Annotated in this window: 22 protein-coding genes and 1 tRNA gene; 11 read left to right on the top strand and 12 right to left on the bottom strand. The window is 30.0% G+C overall.

Features of this window, described 5'->3' with window-relative positions; all coding sequences use genetic code 11:
* Positions 1-8 precede the first annotated feature (8 nt).
* From L8V85_RS02615 to L8V85_RS02605, 3 genes are read right to left on the bottom strand one after another with little or no spacing between them, the layout of a single operon-like run.
* On the bottom strand, positions 9-2,204 hold the full coding sequence (locus L8V85_RS02615) for a hypothetical protein (RefSeq protein ID WP_263737415.1): 2,196 nt from the start codon (positions 2,202-2,204) through the stop codon (positions 9-11).
* Positions 2,205-2,224: 20 nt separating this feature from the next.
* A complete protein-coding gene (locus L8V85_RS02610; protein WP_263737414.1) occupies positions 2,225-3,148 on the bottom strand; it encodes a coiled-coil domain-containing protein in 924 nt (307 codons plus the stop codon).
* Positions 3,141-4,355 (bottom strand): GTP pyrophosphokinase family protein, encoded by a 1,215-nt coding sequence (locus L8V85_RS02605; protein ID WP_263737413.1) that lies wholly within the window; start codon positions 4,353-4,355, stop codon positions 3,141-3,143. Before L8V85_RS02605 ends, L8V85_RS02610 begins: the two co-directional genes overlap by 8 nt.
* Positions 4,356-4,525: 170 nt before the next feature.
* Between L8V85_RS02605 and L8V85_RS02600 the strand changes: the two genes are divergently transcribed.
* The gene (locus L8V85_RS02600) at positions 4,526-4,813 is read left to right on the top strand and encodes a hypothetical protein (protein ID WP_263737412.1); all 288 of its coding nucleotides are present in this window, start codon (positions 4,526-4,528) and stop codon (positions 4,811-4,813) included.
* 2 nt (positions 4,814-4,815) lie between these two features.
* On the opposite strand, the gene L8V85_RS02595 is transcribed toward L8V85_RS02600, so the two are convergent.
* Entirely contained in the window at positions 4,816-5,916 is a 1,101-nt protein-coding gene (locus L8V85_RS02595) for an HP0729 family protein (RefSeq protein WP_263737411.1), read from the bottom strand.
* A gap of 142 nt (positions 5,917-6,058) precedes the next feature.
* On the opposite strand from L8V85_RS02595, the gene rpmI reads away from it, so the two are divergent.
* The 3 genes from rpmI (at position 6,059) to L8V85_RS02580 (ending at position 7,587) form a co-directional block, all read left to right on the top strand.
* Entirely contained in the window at positions 6,059-6,250 is a 192-nt protein-coding gene (gene rpmI / locus L8V85_RS02590) for a 50S ribosomal protein L35 (protein ID WP_039617094.1), read from the top strand.
* Between the two features lie 97 nt (positions 6,251-6,347).
* On the top strand, positions 6,348-6,701 hold the full coding sequence (gene rplT, locus L8V85_RS02585; protein ID WP_039617097.1) for a 50S ribosomal protein L20: 354 nt from the start codon (positions 6,348-6,350) through the stop codon (positions 6,699-6,701).
* Positions 6,679-7,587 (top strand): DNA ligase, encoded by a 909-nt coding sequence (locus L8V85_RS02580; RefSeq protein WP_263737410.1) that lies wholly within the window; start codon positions 6,679-6,681, stop codon positions 7,585-7,587. The genes rplT and L8V85_RS02580 overlap by 23 nt, the downstream gene beginning before the upstream one ends.
* Positions 7,588-7,596: 9 nt before the next feature.
* On the opposite strand, the gene L8V85_RS02575 is transcribed toward L8V85_RS02580, so the two are convergent.
* From L8V85_RS02575 to L8V85_RS02565, 3 genes are read right to left on the bottom strand one after another with little or no spacing between them, the layout of a single operon-like run.
* Positions 7,597-8,406, bottom strand: coding sequence for a zinc ABC transporter, integral membrane protein (locus L8V85_RS02575; protein ID WP_039625059.1), 810 nt, complete (start codon positions 8,404-8,406; stop codon positions 7,597-7,599).
* The gene (locus L8V85_RS02570) at positions 8,399-9,148 is read right to left on the bottom strand and encodes a metal ABC transporter ATP-binding protein (protein ID WP_263737409.1); all 750 of its coding nucleotides are present in this window, start codon (positions 9,146-9,148) and stop codon (positions 8,399-8,401) included. The genes L8V85_RS02575 and L8V85_RS02570 overlap by 8 nt, the downstream gene beginning before the upstream one ends.
* Positions 9,145-9,981 carry a metal ABC transporter solute-binding protein, Zn/Mn family gene (locus L8V85_RS02565; RefSeq protein WP_263737408.1) on the bottom strand — a complete coding sequence of 279 codons (837 nt, stop codon included), beginning with the start codon at positions 9,979-9,981 and terminating at the stop codon, positions 9,145-9,147. Before L8V85_RS02565 ends, L8V85_RS02570 begins: the two co-directional genes overlap by 4 nt.
* A gap of 60 nt (positions 9,982-10,041) precedes the next feature.
* On the opposite strand from L8V85_RS02565, the gene L8V85_RS02560 reads away from it, so the two are divergent.
* On the top strand, positions 10,042-10,740 hold the full coding sequence (locus L8V85_RS02560) for a class I SAM-dependent methyltransferase (protein ID WP_263737407.1): 699 nt from the start codon (positions 10,042-10,044) through the stop codon (positions 10,738-10,740).
* Positions 10,741-10,749: 9 nt separating this feature from the next.
* Here the strand turns inward: L8V85_RS02560 and pyrC are convergent, their stop codons facing one another.
* The 4 genes from pyrC to L8V85_RS02540 are packed head-to-tail and all read right to left on the bottom strand — an operon-like array spanning position 10,750 to position 13,884.
* Positions 10,750-11,742 (bottom strand): dihydroorotase, encoded by a 993-nt coding sequence (pyrC, locus tag L8V85_RS02555; protein ID WP_263737406.1) that lies wholly within the window; start codon positions 11,740-11,742, stop codon positions 10,750-10,752.
* Between the two features lie 8 nt (positions 11,743-11,750).
* Positions 11,751-11,981 (bottom strand): helix-turn-helix domain-containing protein, encoded by a 231-nt coding sequence (locus L8V85_RS02550; protein ID WP_012660796.1) that lies wholly within the window; start codon positions 11,979-11,981, stop codon positions 11,751-11,753.
* Positions 11,966-12,337, bottom strand: a complete 372-nt coding sequence (locus tag L8V85_RS02545) for a diacylglycerol kinase (protein ID WP_263737405.1) — start codon at positions 12,335-12,337, stop codon at positions 11,966-11,968. The genes L8V85_RS02550 and L8V85_RS02545 overlap by 16 nt, the downstream gene beginning before the upstream one ends.
* Positions 12,337-13,884: a phosphoethanolamine transferase gene (locus tag L8V85_RS02540; protein ID WP_263737404.1), complete on the bottom strand. Its 1,548-nt coding sequence runs from the start codon at positions 13,882-13,884 to the stop codon at positions 12,337-12,339. Before L8V85_RS02540 ends, L8V85_RS02545 begins: the two co-directional genes overlap by 1 nt.
* 99 nt (positions 13,885-13,983) lie before the next feature.
* On the opposite strand from L8V85_RS02540, the gene L8V85_RS02535 reads away from it, so the two are divergent.
* From L8V85_RS02535 to sodB, 6 genes are all read left to right on the top strand, one after another.
* Positions 13,984-14,742 carry an exodeoxyribonuclease III gene (locus L8V85_RS02535; protein WP_263665332.1) on the top strand — a complete coding sequence of 253 codons (759 nt, stop codon included), beginning with the start codon at positions 13,984-13,986 and terminating at the stop codon, positions 14,740-14,742.
* Positions 14,743-14,811: 69 nt separating this feature from the next.
* Positions 14,812-14,886: transfer RNA gene (locus tag L8V85_RS02530), tRNA-Glu, on the top strand.
* A gap of 217 nt (positions 14,887-15,103) precedes the next feature.
* Positions 15,104-15,718: a BspA family leucine-rich repeat surface protein gene (locus L8V85_RS02525; protein ID WP_263737403.1), complete on the top strand. Its 615-nt coding sequence runs from the start codon at positions 15,104-15,106 to the stop codon at positions 15,716-15,718.
* A 132-nt stretch (positions 15,719-15,850) separates the two neighbouring features.
* Positions 15,851-18,130, top strand: coding sequence for an anaerobic ribonucleoside triphosphate reductase (locus tag L8V85_RS02520; protein WP_263737402.1), 2,280 nt, complete (start codon positions 15,851-15,853; stop codon positions 18,128-18,130).
* Positions 18,102-18,611: an anaerobic ribonucleoside-triphosphate reductase activating protein gene (gene nrdG, locus L8V85_RS02515; RefSeq protein ID WP_165955263.1), complete on the top strand. Its 510-nt coding sequence runs from the start codon at positions 18,102-18,104 to the stop codon at positions 18,609-18,611. Before L8V85_RS02520 ends, nrdG begins: the two co-directional genes overlap by 29 nt.
* Positions 18,612-18,679: 68 nt before the next feature.
* A complete protein-coding gene (gene sodB, locus L8V85_RS02510; protein WP_263665337.1) occupies positions 18,680-19,333 on the top strand; it encodes a superoxide dismutase [Fe] in 654 nt (217 codons plus the stop codon).
* A 32-nt stretch (positions 19,334-19,365) separates the two neighbouring features.
* Here sodB and purM read toward each other — a convergent pair whose 3' ends face one another.
* On the bottom strand, positions 19,366-20,355 hold the full coding sequence (gene purM / locus L8V85_RS02505) for a phosphoribosylformylglycinamidine cyclo-ligase (RefSeq protein ID WP_263665338.1): 990 nt from the start codon (positions 20,353-20,355) through the stop codon (positions 19,366-19,368).
* Positions 20,356-20,371: the final 16 nt, after the last annotated feature.

Here is a 20,371-nt window from a genome sequence, read left to right as displayed (position 1 = left end):
TTTATCTCTTATTTTAATTTCGTTTCATCAAATTCTTTTATAGATTTTCCCTCTTTACAAACACAATGTTTTATAGTGTCAGGGCCTGTTATTTTTATGCATATTGCATCATCTTCTGCGTATTCTTTATCAAGACGCAAGGTTGTCATGCTTGCTTCACTAAGAGGAAGTTTGTTTGTACTAGCTCTTGAGTCTTTAGTGTAATAAATTTCAAATTCATCAATATCAGCATAATCAAATAATTGTTTTAATTCCCCACTATTTACATCTATGCTGTCTTTATCGATGATCATTTCAAATTTTCCCTCACCATCATCTTTACCAATATAGTAGTTAAACTTAGCCTCATCATCAACACCTACTTCTGAAATAATGTTGAAATTTCCTCTTTTTCTACCATCAAGCAAGCCAAAAACAACCCCTGTTTTGCAAGTTACCTTTTTAGATAGATCTTGCTCTAAAGCTTCTTCGCCTTTTAGATCTTTTATCATTTCATCTGCTTCTTGGGTTCCAAGTGGAGGGAAAATTTTATATTCTGTTACATCTCCATTTTCTTTTGCTTTGTTTATTAATTTCTCAAAAGCATCTTTTACTAGTTTTGATCTAGAAGAATTTCCACCTAAGAAAATATTTAAAGTTTTTAAACCTTCCATTTTTTGAGATGCTTTTTTGAAAGCTTGGTAAAATTTATCAACCCCTTCATTTATTTTTGTTTCAAGGATAGAGAGTAATTTTTGTGGATCAAACACTAAAGATATTACGTCTGTATCACGTGCTTCACCATTATTTCTAATTAACTGCATGTTCATTTTGTAAAAACCATCGCCATCCTCTTCCATTCTTCCATATTTTAACTCATTTATATTTTTAGGATCGTTAAAATTTTCTACATTTTCCCATAAAGGCCTAAGCGCTTCTTTGAGAACCGAAGTGTTTTTTCTAGCTTCTTGAGAATCTTTTATAACACTTTCATGTCCTCCAAAAGTTTGAGCATTTGCAGGTTTGGTAAAAGATATATTTTCTTTTATAAGTTCTTCTTTGTTTGTTTTTACGATCTCATATACTAAATACTCAAGTAAATTTTCCCCACCTAAGTATTGATCTCCATCAGCACCAAAATGTTCTATATCATAAGGATATTTTTTACCTTTGCTTTTTCTTAAAATACCAAAGTCAAAGTCAGTAGTCCCTCCGCCAAAATCAAACACACCATAATGCACAGGTTCTTCCATGTCTTTTTTTACAAAGTCATATTCTTTTAGCGCACTTATTGCATAAGCAGCAGGTTCACTTGCGCTTAAGATAACTTTAAATCTTTGGTTAAATTCTTCGCTACAAAGAACAGCAAAAGGTATAGATCTTTTGATCCCTCTTTCAAAACTTTCTTTGATTTTATTTCTAACTTGTAAAGAGTATTTAACAGGAAAAGAAAGCAAGTATTCTAAATATATACCACTATACATATTGTTAATATATCTTCCTATATAATAAGCATAAATCTCTATAGGATTTAAATCTTTTTCATCACATTCTACAAAGTCTTTTAGTGTTTTTATAATTTCTTTACCGTCTTTTATGCGAAATTTATTTTCACTGCTTCCTGCCCATTGTTTTAAATTTGAGAAAAATCTATAAAAATCCTCATCTTTAGCTCCATTTAAATTGTTTAAAGCAGCATGAGAGACTGAGATGTCATTAAATTTTGTATAAGGGCGTGATTTGCAGTAATTATAAGTTCGCATAAAACTATCAATATCTACAAACTCAACTATTGTTGGATTTTCATAATCGTTTTTATTTTCTTCTTTTCTATTGCCACTTCCTATACGGATGAGTTGTTTATGAGATCTTTCATCTAAAAATCCAGCTACTGTGCTTTTGGTTCCAAAGTCAATAGCAACTACACCTTTTTTGATGTCTAGTAAAGGTGATCTAGCGATTAACTCTCCATCTTTTATTTTGATTGTTTTGGTATTAGAAGTTTCTTCTGATCTTCTATAAATATCCCAATGACCTCTATTGATATCTGTTAATAAACCCAAATCATATTCATCCAATCCTACTGCATGATGATCAACTTCTAAAAGAATTTTTTGTATTTCTTTTAGCTCTACTTCATCACCATTTCTAATGCCTTCTATAGCTTGAAGTAAGCCATCGTCTTTATGTAAAATAATTTCTTTGATATTTTTTGTTTGTTCCATTTTTTTCCTTTTAAATTTATTTATTCTACTTCAACAAGTGAATTATATATGTGATGTGATATTCTAAAACCTATAAAGAAAATCTTTTTGATTTTGCCTTGGCTATTGCCTCGGATTTTATCATGTTTATTGAAGTCAAATTTTTCACCTTCTTTTGTTTCAAAACGCTCTAAATTATCATGATATTTTTCTAAGGCTTTATATAGTTTCTCAAAAAAATCAACATAATATTGCAAATCATTGCTTTCTCTCAGTGTTTTTGTTTTGATTATAAAGTGAAGATTTTTTAAACTATCTAAATTTAATGCTTTAACAAGAAACTCACATTGATCTTTAAAACCATTGCTATTAAACTCTCTTAAATTTTCTTTATTTGCTTGATAGTATTCATATAAAGAAAAATGTGTATTTTCTTTTATATTATCTAGCTCGTTTTGAGTTTTTTCTAGCTCATTTGTTTTATCTTTTAATCCAGTTTCGCACTCGTTAAGTTTTTCTTCTTTGGATTTTAATTCATTTTGGGTTTTTTCTAATGCATTTAATGCACTGCTTAATTTATCTTTAAAGTTATTGGCTTTATCTTTTTCATCTTTTAACTCATTTTGAGTTTTTTCTAATGCACTTTGAGTTTTTTCTAGCTCATTTGTTTTGTCTTTTAATCTAACTTCGCACGCGGTGTGTTTTTCTTTTTCAGAATCTAACTCGTTTTGAGTTTTCTTTAGTGTTTCTGAAGTTGTATCTAAATTCATCTGAGATTGAAGCAATTTATCTTTAGAATCTTTTAATTCTTCTTGAGCTTTCTTAAGATCGTTTGAAGTTTTTTCTAGCTCTTTATTTAGATTTTGTAAAGCATGATCAACTTCTTTTTTATTGATCAACTCACCTTCAAAACCCATACCATTTTTATCTTTAATGCTAATGCTATAGGTGTTAAATTCACTCATTATTTTCTCCCTTTATTAGTTTATCTATAATGCGACAAGTTCTTTCAAATATTAATTTTTTTTCTTTTATTTTCTCCTTTTGCTCTTGATTTGCTTTTGCATAAGCTAAAATTTGCATGATGGATAATTTTGGTAATCTGCTTGGAGATTTATCTCTATTTAGCACTTCTTGTGCATATTCATAAAGTATTTTTTTATTCTCATCATCAAATAATGAATTTAAATCTTTTGTGTGGTAGATATTTATAGTTTTTAAAAGTTCTATAAAATTTGCACTGATTAAACTAGGTTCTTCATCATATAAAACATAAAGAACATTTTCTTTATTTAGTTTTTTAAATTTTTCTTTCACTTTTTCATTTGCTAAATAAAATGCTATGTTTTTACTGCTGATAAATACTTTTGGTTCTTTTTGTATATTATCTTGTTCGTTTGCTTCATCTTGTTCTTTGTCGATGCGTTTTCTTGATTTTTTATTCATTTTTTCGGTTTCTTCTACCAAATCTTTAAATAAATCATCAGCAACTTCTATCAAAGCAGCCAAACGATCAAAATATCTTTTTTTATCATCATCAAGTTCTTCGCCTGCTTTGTATCTAGCTTTGTGTTCTACTTCAGCCCAAACGTGCTGTAAAAGAGTTTTGATTTGAATTTCTGCTTTGAAATTTGTAAAATCCTCGCTATTGTATTTATCTTTATCCTCAATTAGCTTTAGCATTTTATCATCATAGCTTATAACTAAATGTCTTCCAAGATAACCAAATTTTCTTTCTTTTTTGATATCTTGTGTTTTATCTATGCTATTTTTCCAGTCGATATTGTCTTTGAGTTCTATTTTTAAAAGCTCATATAAGATATTTTCATCTTTTAAAGAAGTGAGTAAAATTTTTACCCCAACTAAATCAGTGACTTCATCTAAAGGGTTTTTATATTTTGATTTTTTATCATCTCTTGAAATTTTACCTTTGAAACTATCTATTGCTTTTGTTCTTGATTTTATTTCTATGGCATTTTTATCAAGTTTAACTTTGCCTTCTTTTATGGCATTATCTAATAATTTATCAATGTATTCAACCAAAATACATCTAAAAGATTCATATGAATTCCACTTGCTCTTATATTCATCTACTGTTTGTTCGATGTTATAATGTGAGGTTGTATCGATACCATTATTTTTTGTTACAGAAGTATCATCTAAAGACATCATAATATTTTTTCTCCGTTAAAATTAAAATAAAAATTATACAAATCCCCCCCCCCATTGTCAAGATATTTAACTTTGTTAACAAAATTATATTTTAGCTTTATGACAGGTTGTGTCATGACACAAGCTGACATGTGAAATTTGTATCATTTTAAAAAAAGAAAGGATCTAAAATGGTAATAGTCGCGCTTTTATGTATGGTAGCAATGGTGTTTTTACATACTAGTTTGTATTTGATGTTTTTTATGTTTGCTATGTTTGTATCTGGTATTTGTGTTGTGTATGGAGTTGTTGAGTTTATAGGCGGGGATGTTTTGGCAAGTTTATCAATGGTAGTTTTGTTTTTATGGGGAATTTATATGTATAAAAATGAAAAAGAGAAAGTATTTATCTATGGTTTATGCACATGTGGTTTTGTGGGGTTGGTGGTATCAGCACTTCTTGATAAACAAGTGTTATGATGTTATAACACTTGTTTATCATCTAATCTTTGCTTTTGTATTAAAATTCCTTTTAAAATGCTAAAAGTATCCATGCCCAAGATGAGATTTCTTAACTTTTTAGTTTGCTCTAGCGATGAGGCTTTTTCATGCACAGCTGTGTTTCTTATGTCTTGCAAGGTATTCATGTGCTTGCAAAGCTCATAAATGATAAAATTTTTACATTTTATTTCAAGTAAGTCTTGAATTTGTTTATTGATAAGTAAAAACTTCATCGTGCCTATATTTGGTTTATGTTTAAAAAAATCATTTAATATATAAGCATTTTGTTGTACGCTATAGCTTATATTTTTTATGTTTTCATCTTTTTGGCAAAGTTGCAAAAATACTTTTTTACAAAAATCATAAATTTCATATTCTAAGGTTTTAGAGTATTTAACGATGATAGAAGTAAAATCATACAAAGGATCTTGTTTATTTTCATCAAATTCCATTTCAGCATATATTATATTGCTAATGCTATCAGGATGTAAAAGGTGAAAAAGCTCATTTCCAAAGATGTATTTTTTATAAATATCTTGAATTTTTAGATACTCTTGGCTTTTATAAACGTTTAAATAATACTTTGTTTCATCTAAAAAATAATCAATCTCGTTTTTTTGCTTGATGATTAAAGGATATATATAAGAATTTCCATAGATAGCATAAGAGTTGTTTTTATAATTTGGCGTGGTAAAATTTGATAGATAGTGATTTTTAACAGTTGTAAAATCTTCACGAACTAATTCTCTTAAATCTTCTATGATGAAATAACACTCGATGTTAAAATTCTTTTCTTTATAATAACTTGGTAATAAACTCTCATCATCTAAACTTTTGCTTACCTTTGTGACCTTTGCTACAAATAAATTCGCATAATCACTTAAAAAAAGTTGCAAAGGACTATCTTTACTAGTGCTAGTATAAATTTCATCTAAGTCTTTTTCAAAAGAATTGTTTTGATCGTTGATTTTTGATTTTACTTTGGCAAAAGCAACTTTGCCTTTATCAAGCAGAATTTGCAAATGCTCTTTGATGACATTATCTTGATAGTAAGGATTATAAAGGATTAAAAGATTGTTCATAGTTTTCCTTGAAAATGTTTGATTTTGGTATTTTACTTAATTTTAAAGAAAAATTCTTAAGAAATGAATTTAATTTTTCTAAAGCATAGTTGTAGTAAAATGATAGCTTTCTTTTATGAAAAAATTGATCCAAAGGATACACATGCCAAAAATGAAAAGCGTTAAAAGTGCTGTTAAACGCTTCAAAGTAGGTAAAAATAAAATCAAAAGAGGCGCTGCTTATAGAAGCCACATTTTGACTAAAAAACCTGCTAAAAGAATGCGTGATCTTCGCACTTCTAAGTATGTTCACTCAACCAATGTTAAAGCGGTTGAAAAAATGTTAGGAATTTAAGCTCGCTTAAATTTAGTTTTTGACGAAAGTCATTCAAGCTCCCCTTATTTAAAGGGCAAGATTCGTTTAACGAACGCCAATTTGTGAAAGGATAAATATGGCAAGAGTAAAAACAGGTGTTGTAAGACGCCGCAGACATAAAAAAGTTTTAAAACTTGCGCGTGGTTTTTATAGTGGTCGCCGCAAACACTTTAGAAAAGCTAAAGAACAATTAGAAAGAAGTTTGGTTTATGCGTATCGTGATAGACGCCGCAAAAAACGTGATTTCCGTCGTCTTTGGATAGTACGTATCAATGCAGCTTGCAGACTAAATGATATTAGTTATTCAAGATTTATAAATGGTCTTAAAAAAGCAGGTATTGAGCTTGATAGAAAAATCTTAGCTGATTTAGCGATGAATGACGCAGCTGCTTTTGCTAAAATAGCAGATGCTGCTAAAAAAGCACTTTAATCTTACTGCAAGGCTTTTTATAAGCCTTGTTTTTCTCTTTACTCTCTTTTTAAATTCTCTTTTTGCTAAAGATATTTTGCTTTTTAAAGTTTATGATGAAAAAGCATTTAAAGATGTAAATTTAAGCCATTATCTCATGAGCGAAAAACTCGATGGCGTAAGAGGACTTTGGAGTGGTAAGTCTATGCAAACAAGAGCAGGAAATGCTATAAAACTCCCTTCATTTTTTACAAAAAATTTTCCTAAATTTGAGTTAGATGGAGAACTTTGGATAAAAAGAGCTTCTTTTGAAGAAATTTCATCTTTAATACGCCAAGAAAATCCTGATGAAAAGCTTTGGCAAAAAGTAAGTTATAATGTCTTTGATGTGCCAAATGCTTGTGAGGAATTTAAACTTGATCCTTGTACTTTAGAAGCAAGATTGGAAGTTTTAAAAAAGTATTTAGCTAAAAATCCAAATGATTTTATAAAAATCATCCCACAAACTCGCATTAAAGATAAAAATCATTTAAAGCAGTTTTACCAAGATATCATTTCGCATAAAGGCGAGGGCGTGATCATAAGATTAAACAATGCACCTTATGAAAAGAAAAGATCAAACAATGCTTTTAAACTAAAACCTTTTGATGATACAGAATGTGTTGTGAAAAAGCATTTAGAAGGTAAAGGAAAATTTGAAGGTAAAATGGGATCTTTGCTTTGTGAAGCAGTGATTGAGGGTAAAAAAGTAAGTTTTAAAATAGGTTCAGGCTTTAAAGAAAGCGATCGCTTAAACCCTCCGCCAGTTGGTGCTATCATCGCTTTTAAATACAATGGCTTAACCAAAAACGGCAAGCCAAAATTTGCTAGTTTTTTAAGAGTGCATGAAAATAGCGTTTTAAAGTAAAAGTAAATTTCAACTTTTCTTTAAAAAAGCACTAAAACAAAGATAAAGCACAAAAGCTATACAAGCGCTAGCTATGATACAAGCTCCACTTGCAAGATTATAATAAAAACTTACAAAAAGCCCTATCACGCAAAAACTTATGCTCAAAAGCGTAGAGATGATCATCATTTGTCCAAGCTTTTTAGAAAAACTCTCAGCGATAAATGCAGGTATGCTAAGTAAAGCTATCACAAGTATAAGCCCTACTACTTTGATACTTATAACGATACAAAAAGCCATCATTGCGATTAAAAGATAATGAAAAAGATTAGTTTTAACTCCTCTTAAGCTTGCAAATTCTTTATCAAAGCTTAGAATTTCAAATTGACGATAAAAAAGCAATACTAAAATGATAAAAATCACATCAATCACTGCAAATAAAACTATATCTTGCGTAGGTACAGACAAAATACTACCAAATAAATACCCCATTAAATCACCATTATACCCAGGGGTTAAGTCTATGAGTATGATACCAACAGCCATTCCAAAAGCCCATATAACCCCGACTATATTGTCACTTCTAAAAGGATATTTTTGCACTAAAAATGCTACAAGCAAGGCTAAAAAAAGCGTAAATAAACTCGTACTAACAAGTACTGGCAAACCAAAATAAAATGCTATACCTATACCCCCAAAAGCCCCATGCGTAATGCCTCCTGCCATAGAGCTTAAGCGGTTGATCATGATCAAAGTCCCCATAATCCCACAAGCAATGCTAGTTAAAAATGCAGCTAAAAAAGCATTTTGTATAAAAGAGCTAGATAAAAGTTCAAGCATGGTTTTTTCCTTCACAGCAACACTGCTCCAAGCTAAGCTCCACATCACAAAAATGCGTGTGATTTTGGCTTAAATGCGCTAGTAAATGTGCCTTTTTTTCAGGGGTGTTTTCATGTAAGAATAATTCTTTGTTTAAATATGCGATTTTATTTGCATAAGCTAAGCTTACATTTAAATCATGGCATATTACTATCACGCCAACCCCACTTTCGTGTAATTTTTTCAAAAGCTCAAAAATCTGCACCGAGCCTTTGGTATCTATGCTTGCAGTAGGCTCATCAAGGATTAAAAGTTTGCATTCACTTGCTAGGGCTCTTGCTATATAAACTCTTTGTCTTTGGCCTCCGCTTAGTTCATTGATTTTTTTATCCCAAAAATTTCTCATACCTACTTTTTCTAAGGCTAGCAAGGCTTGCTCTTGATCTTTTTTGGTATAAAAACCAAAGAATTTTTTATCCACCCTTCCCATCATCACCACTTCTAGCACGCGTACTGGAAAGTTTGGATTAGCTAAAGTATTTTGTGGGACATAACCTATATCTTTTAAACTTAAGCTTTCAAAGTTTATATTTTTATGGCTATTTAGTAAGCCTAGTATGAGTTTTAAAAGTGTAGATTTACCCCCGCCATTTGGCCCTACTATGGCTAAAAAGTCTTTGCTTTCATAGTTTAGGTTGATATTTTTTAAAACCTCATCTTGGTTATATGAAAAGTTTAAATTTTTAATATTGATTTTTATCATTGTAAAACGCTTGCTATATTTTTTGCATCTTTTAAAAGTTCATTTTCATAATCACTTGGCAAATGATCAAGTTCTATGATTTTAAGATTATAATTACTTGCCATAGCTTTAATGGTATTATTATTAGCTCCTTTAGGTACAAAAATAGCTTTTATTTGCTCTTTTTGTATGAGTTTTGCAAGCTTGGCCAAGTCTTTTGGCTTAGGTTCTTTTCCTTCTATTTCAACAGGAATTTGACTTAGATGATATCTTTTTGCAAAATACCCCCAAGATGGATGATAAACTAAAAAATGCTTATTGTTTGTGTTTTTAAATAAAGCTTGTATTTGTAAATTTAATGTATCCATTTCTTTTAAGAAATTTTCTAAATTTTGTTCATAAAATGCTTTATTTTGCGGGTATTGTTCTATAAGTGCTAAAGTGATATTTTTAGCATGAGTTTTTGCTAAAAGTGGATCAAGCCATGTGTGAGGGTCATCTCCATGATGATGGTGTCCTTCGTGAGCATGCTCTTGTAAAGGTATAAAATCAATGCCATTTTGAGTAGAGATGATTTTGGTATTTTTGAGATTATCTTTAAGTTTTAAAATCCAAATTTTTTCAAATTCTAAATTTGCTGTGAAGTAAATATCGCTTTTTTCAAGTTTTAAAATACCACTTGGTTTAAATTCGAAAGTATGCTCATTTGCATTAGGTGGTATGACTATATTGATGTCCAAAGTGTCTTTAGCAATTTGCTTTACAAAATAAGCTTGTGGGGCTATACTAACACTTACCAAATCTTTGGCATATATACTTAAAAATGAAATCAAACACAAAAACAATACACGCATAATTTTCCTTTCTAAAAACAAAAAAATATTATACTATATTAGAAAAAATAAGGAGTGAAGATGAATTTATGGAATAAAAAAGCAAAAAGCTATGCAAGATATAGTTCTAGCTTAAACGAAATTCAAAAAGTCACTTTTGCAAAACTTAGATCTTTACAAGGCAAAATCGTGGTGGATATAGGCTGTGGGAGCGGTGTTTGGACTTTGCATTTAGCACAAAAAGCAAAAAGTGTTTTAGGTATAGACAGCTCTAGTGCTATGCTTGAAATTTTACAAGAAGATGCAAAAACTCATGCTATATCAAATATAAAAACTTTAAATTTAGACTTTGAAAACTTTTATAAAAACAATAACACAAATTTTGATTTAGCCTTTTTGAGCATGTCTCCTGCTTTGCAAAATGAAAAAGACTATAAAGCTTTTTTAAGCTTAGCTTCTAAAAAAGTATATTTAGGCTGGGCGAGTAGGCGCAAAAGTAGCTTTTTAGATCCTATATTTGAGCATTTTAACACGCATTTTAAAGGTTTTTATGAAGAGGATTTGCAAAGTTTTTTAAATGCGCAAAATATTTCTTATGAGAGTGAAATTTTTAATGAAACTAGAGTGGTAAAAAGAGATAAGGATAGTGCGATAGAAAATGCCTTATGGCATTTGAGTATGAATGGCATTAATGCAAACAAACAAGAGTTAGAAAGCTTTGTAAAAGATGAGGTAGAAGAGATTATAGAAGCTAAGATAAAACTTTTGATTATTGATTAAATTTCAAGGCTAAATAACCTTGAAATTTAAAGTTTTTCCCGCCATAAATGGCACTACATCGCCGTATTTTTGCGCTACTTGCCATTCTTGTTTTTCTAAAGTGATGATTTTATCTTTTTCAAATTTAAGATTATGGATTTTACAAGCATTATCTGAAATAAATTTTTGTAAATTTGCTTCATTTGAGTGCTTTTCAAAAAGTTCAGCTAATACAGGTAAAATCACCGGTGCGCTAAATACGCCAGCTGCACACCCGCAGCATTCTTTAGTATGCAAAGGATGAGGTGCGCTATCACTTCCAAACATAGCCTTTTCATAGCCGCTAAAAGCAAGCTCACATAAAGCGTCTTTATCTTCATAGCGTTTTGCAATAGGTTTGCAAAACAAATGTGGGTCCATCTTAGCACCTACTACATCATCAAGGGTTATCATTAAATGATGTAAAGTGATAGTTGCGTATAAATTTTCATAATCTTTTAATAAATCACACAAAACCTTAGTGGTAATATGTTCCATTACAATTTTTAATTTTGGAAAATTTTTAGTTAATTTTTCATAGATTTTAGCAAAATTTGCCTCTCTATCCATTACAAAATCATTTGTTTCTCCATGTACAAGTAAAGGCAGGCCAAGCTCACTCATAGCATTTAGTGTAGGTTTTAACTTTTCTATATCAAAGCTTGAAATTCCATTATCTGAATTTGTAGTTATGCCTGCAGGATAAAGTTTGATAGCAAAAATTTCATCCTTAGCTTTTTCTAAAAATTGCTCATCATAGTCTTTAAAAAATAAAGTCATCAAAGGCGTAAAATCTTCATTTTTACATGCTTTTAAAATGCGTTCTTTATAAGCTTTTAATGCGTTTATTTCAGTAAGCGGAGTGATTAAATTTGGCATGATAACTCCCGCTTTAAAGTCTTTTGCGCTAAATGGAGCTACAAGTTCAAGCATGCTTTCATCGCGTAAATGTAAATGCATATCCAAAGGGTTTTTAAGCGTCATTTTATCTCCTATTTGAGTTTATATAAGCCGTTTTTGAGCTTTTCAAGCAAAGCTTTTTCTTCTAAAAATTTAAAAGTAGAAATGATGGTTGGTTTACTGATGTTTAACTTTTTAGAAAGTTCTTCGATATTTGCAAAGACAAAGCCATCTTCATTAGCATGAAGGGCTAAAAATTCTAAAATTTCAAAGCGTTTTTTACCAAAGATTTTTATGCATAGTGTTTTTACTTTATCATCCATTCTCTAGCCATATTAAAAAGAATAAAACTCCAAGTAATTATAGCCAAAACAATGCTAAAAAACACCCCAGCGCTCGCACAATCTTTTGCTTTTTTAGCTAAGATGTGAAATTCGCTCGTACAAAGATCCACGCAAGCTTCTATAGCAGAATTTAATGCTTCTATAATTAAAATCAAAACTAATACTAAAATAAGCACAAAATGTTCTAAAAAACTCACAGGTAAAAAAAAGCTTACAAAAATCAAAGGTAAGATAATGGCAAATTCTATTCTAAAAGCCATTTCATCTTTAAGCAAGAATTTAATGCCACTAAAAGCATAACTTGCATTTTTAAATAAAGAATACTTTGGCTTCATTAAGGATTTTCCTTTAAATTTTTACTATATAAGTCATAGTTTTCTTCATATTCTTTAGTTTGGACATTAAAATATCCTAATAAACTTGAAAAAATATTATCTTGAGATAATTTATAATCTTTCTTTTTTTGTAATTCTTGGATTAAATTATTATCTTTGCTCCAAAGAATCATAGGAACATGAGTTTGTTCTTTTGGTGCTATGAAATAGGGCATTCCATGAAGGTAAATTCCATTTTCTCCTAAACTTTCTCCATGGTCTGATACATACAACAATGAGGCATTTTGTGCAGGACTTTGCTTTAGTAAGTCAATAAGACTTTTGATGATAAAATCTGTATAAAGTAAAGTATTGTCATAGGTATTAGTTAATTCTTCTTGCGAGCATTGTTGTAATTCATTTGTATCGCAAGTTGGCGTAAATTTTTTAAACTCATTTGGATAGCGCTTAAAATAAGCTGGTCCATGAGAACCTTGCAAATGAACGACTATGATTTTACTTGAAGATGGATTTTGTAATTGTTCTTTTACAAGCTCAAGTAAGCTCTCATCATAATCTTTTGAAATCAATTTATGTGCTATACGATCGCAGTTTCCTTTGCAACCTCCAGAATTATTTCCAAGCCAAACACTTTGAACTCCAACTCTTTGTAAAATATCTAAAGCATTTTCTTCATAAAGACTATTGTCAAAAGTAGCTCTTTTGTGTCTTGAAAATATACAAGGTAAACTTCTAGCAGTTGCTGTCCCACAAGAGCTTACATTGTCAAAATATACTAAATTAGGTTCGTTTTTGGTATAAAAATTAGTATCATTTTTGGTATAACCACCCAAAGAATAGTTATTTGCTCTAGCGGTTTCCCCTATGACTAAAATCATAGTTTTGTTTAAGTCTTTTTCCATTTTCGCATCTAAAGCTATCTTTTGAAGTTCTTTTTCTGGAATAACTTCTAATTTTATATATTTAATTGCTGAATAAATTTGATAAAAAGGAGTGTTATAAACTCTTACTTCATTATAAGTTCTTAAAAATGGTACAATACTTTTTGAAAAAATTCCAAGCAATCCAAAAGCAACAAATAAAGCAACAACTAAAGTGCCAAATTTAATGATTAAATGTTTTTTGATATTGTGATATTCTATTTTAGCTTTTATAACTAAAAATGTTGGAATCACAAAAGTAAAAAATATATAAACAAAAATATTAAAATTAATCAGATCGCGTACTTCTTTTTGATCAGTTTGCATAGCATTTCTAATCATATCATGATCTATAATAACACCATAATTGATCATAAAATAACTACTAATTGAACTCACACCTATTAAAAAAATCATTAAAATCTTGCTAAGATAAGGCAAAAATAATAAAGCGAAAATTCCAACTAATAGTGCAAAATATATAATTATATATAAAATAATGGAAATATCATTATTATGAGGATGTAAATTTTCGTGAATATAAGAAAACAATTTCAGATTGATACTAGTTATATAAAAAGCACTCAAAATAATAAATTTAAGCCACGATATATTAAAAAATTTCATGAAATCCTTTCAAAATTAAAGATTTAATTATAAATAAAAATGGTTAACTTAATATCTTTATGGTATGATTTTGCTTTTTGTAAGTTTAAGGATTAAATTATGAAATTATTATCATGGAATGTAAATGGCCTAAGGGCAATTTGTGATAAAAATGCACTTGATTGGATTGAAAAAGAAGAAATTGATTTTATAGGTTTTCAAGAAATCAAAGCACACGAGGATAAATTTCCAAAAAGAATTTATGAGTATCCTTTTAAACATATGTATTCAAATAGTGCTAAAAGAGCAGGGTATTCAGGTGTAATGAGCTTGTGTAATTTTGATTGTGAAGTCAAAAAATGTGAGTTTTTTGATGATGATGAGGGTAGAGTTTTAGAGCATAGCTTTAAAAATGTAGTTTTGTTTAATATTTACTTTCCAAATGGTCAAAAAGATGAAGAGCGTTTGAATTTTAAAATGAAATTTTATAATGACTTTTTAGTATATTTAGATAAACTTTTAAAAGAAGGTAAAGAAATTATCATCTGTGGAGATGTTAATACCGCACATCGTGAGATAGACTTAACCCACCCAAAAGCTAATGAAAAAACTTCAGGTTTTCTACCGATTGAGCGTGCTTGGATAGATGATTTATTAAAATTAGGTTTTATAGATACTTTTAGACATATAAATGGCGATGTTAAAGAAAAGTATTCGTGGTGGAGTTATAGAATGAAAGCAAGAGAAAGAAATGTAGGCTGGAGGATTGATTATTTTTTCATTTCTAATGGCTTAAAAGATAAAATTAAAAATGCTTTTATAAGAGATGATATTTTTGGCTCAGATCATGCTCCTGTAGGGATAGAAATCGATATTTAAGGTATTTTTTAATGCCTTAAATAATTATTAAGTAAAAATTGTTATAATTTCATCTTAAAACTGCAAAATGGCCCATTCGTCTAGCGGTTAGGACATCGCCCTTTCACGGCGGTAACACGAGTTCGAGTCTCGTATGGGTCACCACTTACTATTTTATATCCACTTTTTTTGATAATCATTGTCATATTTTACAAAAAGTTACATTGTTTAATTTAAATATTTTTTATTTGTTTTCTCTTATTTAAATTAAGTTTATTTTAAAATACTTATTATTAATATATTGAAAGTTATTGTTAATAATTTGTAAATTTTTACATTGACTTCACACTTGTTTTTTAAAATATACAAAAAGGAGGACAAAATGTATAGACCTAAAAGCAAAAATGAGTTAATGAATTTGGTGCATAATGAAAGAATTTCTCTAAGGGATATTGATGTATCTTTGATTGATGATTTTTCTTATGTATTTTATTATTCTAAAAGATTGGATTTTTTAGGTATTGAACATTGGGATGTATCAAATGCTAAAGATATGTCTTATATGTTTTATTGTTGCGAAAGTTTTAATGCAAATTTGTCACGCTGGAATGTTTCTAAAGTTGAAAATATGGCAAGTATGTTTTTTAACTGCAAAAATTTTAATCAAGATTTATCAAAATGGGATACTCAAAATTTAAAAGATATGTCTTATATGTTTTTTAATTGTGTTAATTTTAATCATTCTTTATTGCATTGGAAAACTTCAAATACTACCAGAATGGCATATTATTTTGAAAACTGTCATGCGTATGAGCATAGTGTTGTGAATTGGGATGTGCAAAATGTAATTACTATGGCATATCTTTTTCACAATTGCAAAAATTTCCATCATGAGCTAGATGAGTGGAATATCCAAAAGGATTGTAATACTGAAAAAATGTTTGGAAATCGTGGTATTGATAAACTTTATGCAGTAAAAGGTATAGAGTTAGAATAAACAAAATTCACACAATTTTTGTGTGAATTTTTCTTTTGTCTTTTTAAGTTTTTCATCAAGTTTTTGTACTAAACTTATCTTCATAAAGCGTTATTTTTTAGCTTCTAGAGATTATTTTTTAGGAAAATTTACATGAAAATAAAATTTATTACAAAAAGAGATAAAAGTCAAGTTGCATTTGATATTTTTAAAATTAAAAATGCTATTTTTAGAGCCAATATAAACTCTACTGATAAAAAATTAGAAAATGATGAATTAGGTAAGCTTTGTGATGAGGTTGTAGCTTTACTTGATGAAAATCATGCACAGGTAGAACAAATTCAAGATAAAGTTGAAGAGGTTTTAATAAAAAATGCTTTAATCAATACTGCAAAATCTTATATATTATACCGCCAAAAAAGAACACAAATCCGCAATGGTAGCTATGATTTGCTAAATTTGTATGATGATTTAACTTTCAAAGATTCTAAAGAAGCTGATTTAAAAAGAGAAAATGCTAATATCAACTCAGATAGTGCTATGGGTATGATGTTAAAATATGGTTCAGAAGGAGCAAAATACTATGTAGATGAGTGTATTTTACCAAAACATATCGCAAATGCACATAAAAATGGCGATATACATATACACGATAAAGACTTTTATATGCTAACACAAACTTGTTGTCAAATAGACTTGTTGAAGCTTTTTGAAAATGGTTTTAGCACTGGACATGGAAGTTTGCGTGAGCCAAATGATATTAGATCCTACGCTTCTTTAGCTTGCATTGCTTTACAGGCTAATCAAAATGAAATGCATGGAGGTCAATCTATACTAAATTTTGATTTTGCTATGGCAAAGGGTGTGGCAAAGACTTTTCAAAAAGAGTATAAAAAGGCTATAAATGCTTTTTTTGAAATAAAATTAGAGCAAAACTTAGATGAGCAATGCTTTAAAAATGCTAATTTTCAAGTTTCAAGCGAAAAAGAATGCTTTAAAGAGCTTTTAAAGCTTGATTTAAATAGTGATGAGAATTTTTTAAAACAAGCAAATGCTTATGCTTACAAAAGAGCATTAAAGCAAACCCAAGATGCGACTTTTCAAGCTATGGAAGCTTTGGTGCATAATCTTAATACTATGAACTCAAGAGCAGGAGCTCAAGTGCCTTTTAGCACGCTAAACTATGGCACCGATACTTCTTTTGAAGGGCAAATGGTAATAGAAAATTTACTCAAAGCCACGATGAAAGGCTTAGGAAATGGTGAAACACCAATTTTTCCTGTGCAAATTTTTAAAGTAAAAGAAGGTATTAATTATAATGAAAAAGATCCAAACTACAAGCTTTTTAAACTCGCTATAGAATGTGCTTCTAAAAGACTTTTTCCAAATTTTAGCTTTTTAGATGCAAGCTTTAATGCAAAATACTATAAAAAGGGTGATTATAATAGTGAAGTAGCTTATATGGGTTGTAGAACTAGGGTTATGGCAAATGTTTATGATGAGAGCAAAGAAATCACAAGTGGCAGGGGAAATTTAAGCTTTACAAGTATAAACCTTGTGCGTTTAGCCATAGAAGCCAAAGGAAATTTAGAGCTTTTTTACTCACTTTTAAAAGAAAAATTAGAGCTTGTGTATGAGCAATTACTTCATAGATATAAAATTCAAAGTCTAAAAAAGGTTAAAAATTTCCCATTTTTAATGGGCGAGGGAATTTGGATAGATTCAGATTCTTTAAAAGAAAATGATAGCGTAGAAAAAATCATAGCACACGGGACTTTAGCTATAGGTTATATAGGACTTTGTGAGAGTTTAATAGCTTTAGTAGGTTCTCATCATGGACAAAGTCAAGAAGCAAGGGATTTAGGTTTGCAAATCGTGCGTTTTATGCGTGAATTTGTCGATGAAAAAGCACTCAAAGACAAACTGAATTTTTCACTCATAGCTACCCCGGCTGAGGGTTTAAGTGGAAGATTTTTAAAACTAGATCAAAAAAAATACGGCATTTTAAAAGGCATAACCGATAAAGATTTTTATACTAATTCTTTTCATATTCCTGTAGATTTTCCTATTAGTATATATGAAAAAATTCAAATAGAATCCCCATATCATGAGTTAAATAATGGCGGGCATATTACTTATGTAGAATTAAACGGCGATGTGAGTAAGAATTTAGAAAGTTTTGAACGCATTATAAAATGTATGAAAGAAAGCAATATAGGCTATGGTTCGATTAATTTCCCGCTAGATAGAGATCCGGTATGTGGTTATAGTGGTGTGATAGATGAGTTTTGTCCAAAGTGCCATAGAAAAGAAGATGATATTAAATTTGAACGCATAAGAAGAATCACGGGTTATTTAGTAGGAACGCTTGATCGTTTTAATGACGCTAAAAAAGCTGAAGTTCATGCAAGAATTAAACACGATTTTTCTTAGATTAGCCGGTGTCATAAAAGAATCCATAGTCGATGGCTATGGTTTGCGTTATGTGATTTTTACTCAAGGCTGCCCTCATCATTGCAAAGGTTGTCATAATCCACAAACACATGATTTTAACAAAGGATATTTGCAAGATTTAGCAAGTTTGTATGATGATATTTGTAAAAATCCTTTACTCCAAGGTGTTACTTTTAGTGGCGGGGAGCCTTTTATGCAAGCAAAAAATTTAAGTATTCTAGCAAAACACATTAAGGCTTTAGGACTTGATCTTACTATATATACAGGTTTTACTTATGAAGAGCTATTGCAAGAACAAGCTATGAAAGAATTGCTTATCTTGGCTGATGTTTTGATAGATGGGAAGTTTATTTTAGAGCAAAAAGACTTATCTTTAAAATTTAAAGGTAGTAAAAACCAACGCATTATCGATGTAGCAAAAAGCTTAGAACAAGGCAAAGTAATACTTTTTGAAAAATAAAGACTCATTTAGTCTTTTTTAACTTAACTATGTTAGAATGCTATAAAATTTAAAAAAAGGAGAACAATATGTTTGAATTAAGAAAACTACCTTATGAAGCAGACGCTTTTGGAGACTTTTTGAGTGCAGAAACTTTTGCATTTCATCATGGCAAACACCATCAAACTTATGTAAACAACCTAAACAATCTTATCAAAGATACTGAATTTGCAGGAAAAGATTTAGTTTATATCATACAAAACTCAAATGGCGGAATTTTTAACAACGCTGCTCAAGTGTATAATCATGACTTTTATTTTGACTGCATTAAGCCAAAAACATGCTGTGGTTGTGGCTGTTCTTTAAGTGATGAGTTTAAAGCAGCGGTTGAAAAAGACTTTGGTTCTATGGAAAATTTAAAAGAAGAATTCATCAAAGGAGCTACAGGAGTATTTGGTTCTGGTTGGTTTTGGCTAGTTTATAACACTCAAAATCAAAAATTAGAATTAGTAGCTACAAGCAATGCTGCTACACCTATCACTGAAGGTAAAGTTCCACTTTTAGTAGTTGATGTGTGGGAGCATGCTTACTATGTAGATCACCGTAATGCACGCCCTGCGTATTTAGAAAAATTCTACGCACACATTAACTGGGAATTTGTAGTAAAAGCTTATGAATGGGCTATCAAAGAAGGTATGAATTCAATAAGCTTTTATGCAAATGAACTTCATCCGCTAAACTAAAAAATAAAATCTCTTAGAAAGTCTAAGAGATTTTACTCTAAAACAACCCCTTCATTTAGCACAACTTCGCCTATTACATAAGCACCTGAGTTCTCTAAAACTTTTCCTACATTAGATGGATCTACCACCATAACTAAGCCCACACCCATGTTAAAGCTTCTATACATTTCAGCTTCTTCTACGCTTTGGCCTATTTGATAAAAAATTTCAGGAGTTTTTAGATGATGTTTTCTAATAATAGCACCTATTCCTCTTGGAAAAACTCTAGGTAAATTTTCTACTAAACCACCACCTGTTATATGAGCTAGTGCATTGATGAAAGGTTTTAATTTTAAAAAGTCTTTTACATAAATTCTTGTAGGTTCAAGTAAAATATCGATTAAATTTTTACCATCTATTTTATCATCAAATTTAAGCTTTTGTGCTTCAAATAATACTTTTCTAGCTAAAGAATATCCATTAGAATGAAGCCCACTACTAGGCAAAGCTAGTAAAATATCTCCATTTTTTACAAAATTTCTTCTATCTATTTCATCTTTTTCAGCCATGCCCACTGAAAAACCTGCTAAGTCAAAGTCATTGTTATGATACATTCCAGGCATTTCAGCAGTTTCTCCGCCTATTAAGGCACAATTTGCTTTTTTACAACCATTAGCAATCCCTGCTACAACCTTTTTAGCTACTTCTACATCTAACTTTGCACTTGCATAATAGTCTAGAAAAAACAAAGGCGTAGCAAAATTGCAAATTAAATCATTCACGCACATTGCTACTAAATCTTCGCCTATGGTGTCAAATTTTTGACTATCAATAGCAAGACGCAACTTTGTGCCTACCCCATCTGTTGCTGCTAGCATAACAGGATTTTTAAAACCACTTGGCATGGCAAAAGCACCCGAAAAAGAGCCTATGCCACCTAAAACATTTTCATTAAAAGTTTCTTTTACTAAAGGCTTGATTGCTTCTACAAAAGTATTACCATTATCTATACTTACACCCGCATCTTCATAGCTTATATTCATTTATCTTCCTTTAAGA

This window comes from Campylobacter sp. IFREMER_LSEM_CL2090 (assembly GCF_025771865.1).
GTDB lineage: Bacteria > Campylobacterota > Campylobacteria > Campylobacterales > Campylobacteraceae > Campylobacter_D > Campylobacter_D lari_D.
This window is presented reverse-complemented; position numbering and strand designations above follow the sequence as displayed.

What these genes read in the sequence shown, in the direction of transcription:
- L8V85_RS02550 (WP_012660796.1), bottom strand. Translation starts at nt 11,981, where the DNA reads ATGGATGATAAAGTAAAAACACTATGCATAAAAATCTTTGGTAAAAAA.
- nrdG (WP_165955263.1), top strand. Translation starts at nt 18,102, where the DNA reads ATGCAAGAATTAAACACGATTTTTCTTAGATTAGCCGGTGTCATAAAA.
- rpmI (WP_039617094.1), top strand. Translation starts at nt 6,059, where the DNA reads ATGCCAAAAATGAAAAGCGTTAAAAGTGCTGTTAAACGCTTCAAAGTA.
- L8V85_RS02615 (WP_263737415.1), bottom strand. Translation starts at nt 2,204, where the DNA reads ATGGAACAAACAAAAAATATCAAAGAAATTATTTTACATAAAGACGAT.
- L8V85_RS02545 (WP_263737405.1), bottom strand. Translation starts at nt 12,337, where the DNA reads ATGAAGCCAAAGTATTCTTTATTTAAAAATGCAAGTTATGCTTTTAGT.
- L8V85_RS02595 (WP_263737411.1), bottom strand. Translation starts at nt 5,916, where the DNA reads ATGAACAATCTTTTAATCCTTTATAATCCTTACTATCAAGATAATGTC.
- purM (WP_263665338.1), bottom strand. Translation starts at nt 20,355, where the DNA reads ATGAATATAAGCTATGAAGATGCGGGTGTAAGTATAGATAATGGTAAT.
- sodB (WP_263665337.1), top strand. Translation starts at nt 18,680, where the DNA reads ATGTTTGAATTAAGAAAACTACCTTATGAAGCAGACGCTTTTGGAGAC.
- L8V85_RS02580 (WP_263737410.1), top strand. Translation starts at nt 6,679, where the DNA reads ATGCTGCTAAAAAAGCACTTTAATCTTACTGCAAGGCTTTTTATAAGC.
- L8V85_RS02560 (WP_263737407.1), top strand. Translation starts at nt 10,042, where the DNA reads ATGAATTTATGGAATAAAAAAGCAAAAAGCTATGCAAGATATAGTTCT.
- L8V85_RS02520 (WP_263737402.1), top strand. Translation starts at nt 15,851, where the DNA reads ATGAAAATAAAATTTATTACAAAAAGAGATAAAAGTCAAGTTGCATTT.
- L8V85_RS02575 (WP_039625059.1), bottom strand. Translation starts at nt 8,406, where the DNA reads ATGCTTGAACTTTTATCTAGCTCTTTTATACAAAATGCTTTTTTAGCT.
- L8V85_RS02540 (WP_263737404.1), bottom strand. Translation starts at nt 13,884, where the DNA reads ATGAAATTTTTTAATATATCGTGGCTTAAATTTATTATTTTGAGTGCT.
- L8V85_RS02525 (WP_263737403.1), top strand. Translation starts at nt 15,104, where the DNA reads ATGTATAGACCTAAAAGCAAAAATGAGTTAATGAATTTGGTGCATAAT.
- L8V85_RS02600 (WP_263737412.1), top strand. Translation starts at nt 4,526, where the DNA reads ATGGTAATAGTCGCGCTTTTATGTATGGTAGCAATGGTGTTTTTACAT.
- pyrC (WP_263737406.1), bottom strand. Translation starts at nt 11,742, where the DNA reads ATGACGCTTAAAAACCCTTTGGATATGCATTTACATTTACGCGATGAA.
- L8V85_RS02610 (WP_263737414.1), bottom strand. Translation starts at nt 3,148, where the DNA reads ATGAGTGAATTTAACACCTATAGCATTAGCATTAAAGATAAAAATGGT.
- L8V85_RS02535 (WP_263665332.1), top strand. Translation starts at nt 13,984, where the DNA reads ATGAAATTATTATCATGGAATGTAAATGGCCTAAGGGCAATTTGTGAT.
- L8V85_RS02565 (WP_263737408.1), bottom strand. Translation starts at nt 9,981, where the DNA reads ATGCGTGTATTGTTTTTGTGTTTGATTTCATTTTTAAGTATATATGCC.
- L8V85_RS02570 (WP_263737409.1), bottom strand. Translation starts at nt 9,148, where the DNA reads ATGATAAAAATCAATATTAAAAATTTAAACTTTTCATATAACCAAGAT.
- L8V85_RS02605 (WP_263737413.1), bottom strand. Translation starts at nt 4,355, where the DNA reads ATGATGTCTTTAGATGATACTTCTGTAACAAAAAATAATGGTATCGAT.
- rplT (WP_039617097.1), top strand. Translation starts at nt 6,348, where the DNA reads ATGGCAAGAGTAAAAACAGGTGTTGTAAGACGCCGCAGACATAAAAAA.